The organism is Haladaptatus sp., assembly GCF_049589095.1.
GTDB lineage: Archaea > Halobacteriota > Halobacteria > Halobacteriales > Haladaptataceae > Haladaptatus.
Genome location: NZ_JBAWAC010000648.1, coordinates 1 through 3801, shown reverse-complemented (window position 1 = coordinate 3801; position 3801 = coordinate 1). Strand labels below are relative to the sequence as shown.

Below are 3801 nucleotides of genomic sequence, written 5' to 3'. Positions count from 1 at the left end.
GGCACAAATTACCTCGGATGGGGGCCTGTTACCGGTACCGTCGAATCCTCCATGGCGGCCATCCACTGTGGATACTCCTTTCGTTCCGTCCCGTCGAACGACGGGTCGCCGGACATCGCCTTGATGGCACGGGCGTCGTCGAGACTCCAGACCGCGCCGTCTTCGTGAAACAGGCCGTTCACCACTCCTTGACGCCGGAAATGGAGTTCCGAGGCTGGCCGTACCATAAGCGACCAGAAAAAGTTCCCGACGTTCGCTTCGTGGATGAGCGGGGCGAGCGACGCGTAGTCCGGATAGCGGGCCTCGCCGGTTACGTCCGCGAAAAATCCGTCGCCCGGACGAACCCGTTGCCACTCGGAGAGCCACACTTGGCTTCCTTGCTGAACTTTCGTCAGTGCCGCCTGTTGGAGCACACGGCGGAACAACGATGGCGTCTTGACGAAGTTGTAATGGAATTGGAGGATGTCCATCCCCCAGTCGAGATACTCCGCATTGTTCGCGAGGCTAGTGGAACCCATCGTTAGCGGAACGGAACCCCGACGGAGCGTCAGCACCTTCGCCATCGCCTCGACGAACTTCCGGGACGCCTTCCGCCACCCCGGTTCGTTCGAGAGTTCGATGGCGAGCAACCGTTCGTCGCTCCCGTATCGGGTCATGAACCACCGGATGAACTCGCGCGGGGTGTCCCAGAGTTGCTTGTCGAGCATCGTCCTCGTCGACGGAGAGAACGTTTGAACGCCGGTGAACAGGCCCGTGTCGTACAGGTTCTCGAAGGTGGGTTCCTCACCGATGCTATCGAATAACCCGAGAAGGACGCGAAGTCCGTACGCCTCCGCGGTTTCGAGGAAATGTTCCAACCGCTCTTCGTGTGCGTCGCGGTCCTCCACCCAGAACTCGTAGCTCAACCACGTTCTGATGGCGTTGAGGTTCAGACTGGCGGCGTAACCGAGATCGCGTTCGATGATCGCAGGATCGTACTCCCGCCACATCTGGTACCGGTTGAACGCCCGTGCCGGGATATAGATTGCTCCGCGGACGTCGACTGCATCCGGATTCGAGTCCGATTCGTGCGAGGTGGTTGTGCTCCCTGACGCATTTCGTTTCGTTCCATCGCCCCGCGAGGCGGCCCACGAATTACAGCCAGCAAGCCCGATGGAAGACGATGTTGCCCCTGTTTGGAGGAAGCGGCGGCGGGAAATCTGGGGGTCCATTCGTAGGGGGCGATTGTCGAGTCGTATGATAAAGACTGTGCCCGAACGGGATGGGTTTTCGATGCTGAAAGATACCACTACCCACAGGATCGTAGGAGAAAAGACGAGAATCGGGACGACCAACACTCTCGTATTCCCGTACGGTATTACGCGTCGGCCAAGCGGCGTGCAGTCGCATGCTGGTCGACTGGAGCGAGACGGAAGTATCGGATTAGCGTTCCGAGTACCACGCCTGCTTTCGCTCGTCGTCCTCGGAACGTGCGTCTTTCGCGGCGCGCTCCTCCAACTCCTTCACGCGCGTTTGGAGGTCGTCGATCTCCTCGCCGAGCGTATGAACCGTTTCGCTGAGAGCACCGATCACTTTCCGCGTATCGGGGTCGATACCGCGTGCCGCCTGCATCTCGTTCAACTGTTGTAGCAGTTCGTCGTGTGTGTCCGTCATAAGCAAGGTATGGAATGGGACCACCACAAATCTTTGGCAAAATATTCGATAGCTTCGATTATCAGGTGTGTTAGGGATGAAAACCGTCGGATAACTTGATGACCATCGAACGGCTTTCCGGATTTCCCTGATTTTCCGTCGCTCCAACGGGCGTTCGAGCGGGAGAGAAACGACAGGAATACACGGTCCGAACCACTCGGTACCGAAATATGCTTCGGGAATCTCTTCTCGATCTCCGACGCGGCCCGCTCTTCCCCCAGTTACGACGGTTCGTAGCCGTCGGAGCAGTCGCTGCGGGAGTGCAAATCGTTCTGCTTTGGATGTTCGTCGACAAAGCTGGTCTCAACTACTTGCTCGGCGCGGCGATCGCCATCGAGATCACGATCCTGTTTCAGTACTCGCTCAACAACGCCTGGACGTTCCGCGCGACTCGAAATTCGACCACGAGCGACTATCTCGCCGGGTTACTCAAAACGAACGTCGTCCGCGGGTCGGCGATCCCCATTCAACTCGGGATCCTCTATTTGCTCGTCAACAGCGGCGAGATCCTCTATCTACTGGCGAACGCCGTCGCGATCATGATCAGTGGCGTCTACCGCTACGTCCTCGATTCACGGTGGACGTGGGGGTGAACGAGCCATCCGGCATCGAAGGCCGGACCGCGACGAGTCGGTCCGCGTCGGACAGGGCAACGGTCATCGACCGAGTTCGTTTAAGTAGTTCTCGTGATAGGGAGTAGATACGAGGCGGATTTTCGATGACAACCGCTTTCCGGTGAGTCCGTACTATCCCAGTAGTAGATGGAGAGCGGACACTAGGAGTCGTTCGTTTTAGTATGCTCTCGGTCGCATAGCCACGTGAACCATGAGCGAGAACGATAGACGCCTCGTTGCTGGCTGGCACGGGCGATATTTCGAGGATTTCACCGTGGGCGACGTTACAAGCACCCGTTTGGACGAACGGTGACCGAAACGGACAACGTCTGGTTCACGAACGTCACGATGAACTGCAATCCGATGCATTTCAACGAAGCATACGCCGCCGAGACGGAGTTCGGCGAACGACTCGTCGACGGGACGTTCGTCATCGCCCTCGCGGTCGGAATGAGCGTCATCGATATCTCCGTCAACGCGACGGCGAACCTCGGCTACGACGATATTCGTCATCACGCACCGGTCTTCCACGGCGACGCCATCTTCGCGGAGAGCGAGATACTGGACAAACGCGAAAGCGAGTCGCGCGAACACGTCGGAATCGTCACGACGGAGCTACGTGCGTTCAATCAGGACGGCGATTTAGTGCTCTCGCTCGAACGGACGCCGATGGTACTCAAACGAGCGTTCGCGGAACCGAGCGCGGCGGCACCACCGGGATGGCCCGACGGCGTCGGGACACAACCGGACGATGTCGATTCATCGTGACTCGTACTCGTTTTTATAACCATAGCACAACCACATAGATCACTCTCGGAACGACCATCGAATCGGCAGTAAAGGAAAAATGATGTGCTTAGACGCGGTTCAGGTGGGTAGTTCAGTTACGGATGACTTTCGAAAGTGTTGCACCAGATAGAGACCGGTAATATAGTGGATCAGTAGGTTGAGAAACACGACAAATCCAACGACCGAGACGAGAACTCCGCCACCGATCCACGCTCGTCGATTCGGGGTCCAAGACGAATTATCGTCTCGAACGGCACCCGTGTCTCGATAGAGTGCGTAGTAGAACATCGGTGTCAGGAGGAGAATAGATCCGCCAAGAACAATCCAGAGGGTCGCTGGACCGGTCGTAATCCGGTCGCCCGAGAGTACACCTGCCAACGACCAGATGGCATTGAGGGCCGCGATGCCGACAAGCATGTACCACAGCGGGTTCGTTCCATACGATTTGTTCTCCGTCGTTCGTGAAAGGGTCTGCGAATACTGTGGTGGGGGGGACTCCCAAGCCGATGAATTCACACCATCAAAATTATACGACTTACGAGCACTCGATGGCTAGCAGTTCCCGTAACCGATTTCTGTCGAGAACATCCGAGGGACGAGGCAGTGTGCAGTTCGAAGAGACGAAATACGCTTCGCCGAGGGCGGCGACCCAACCAGAATCACTTCCGCTTAGAGAAGAAAGCGGCAGTACACTACACACCACCAC

The 3801-nt window shown here is 57.3% G+C and carries 3 protein-coding genes and 1 pseudogene; 2 read left to right on the top strand and 2 right to left on the bottom strand.

What is annotated here, in order from left to right; translation table 11 throughout:
• Positions 1-8: 8 nt before the first annotated feature.
• Entirely contained in the window at positions 9-1211 is a 1203-nt protein-coding gene (locus WBV42_RS20430) for a glycoside hydrolase (protein WP_423987665.1), read from the bottom strand.
• A gap of 211 nt (positions 1212-1422) precedes the next feature.
• Entirely contained in the window at positions 1423-1653 is a 231-nt protein-coding gene (locus tag WBV42_RS20425) for a hypothetical protein (protein ID WP_423987664.1), read from the bottom strand.
• A gap of 209 nt (positions 1654-1862) precedes the next feature.
• On the opposite strand from WBV42_RS20425, the gene WBV42_RS20420 reads away from it, so the two are divergent.
• On the top strand, positions 1863-2285 hold the full coding sequence (locus tag WBV42_RS20420) for a GtrA family protein (protein ID WP_423987663.1): 423 nt from the start codon (positions 1863-1865) through the stop codon (positions 2283-2285).
• 232 nt (positions 2286-2517) lie between these two features.
• A pseudogene (locus tag WBV42_RS20415) lies at positions 2518-3074 on the top strand (MaoC family dehydratase).
• The last annotated feature ends 727 nt before the right edge of the window (positions 3075-3801 follow it).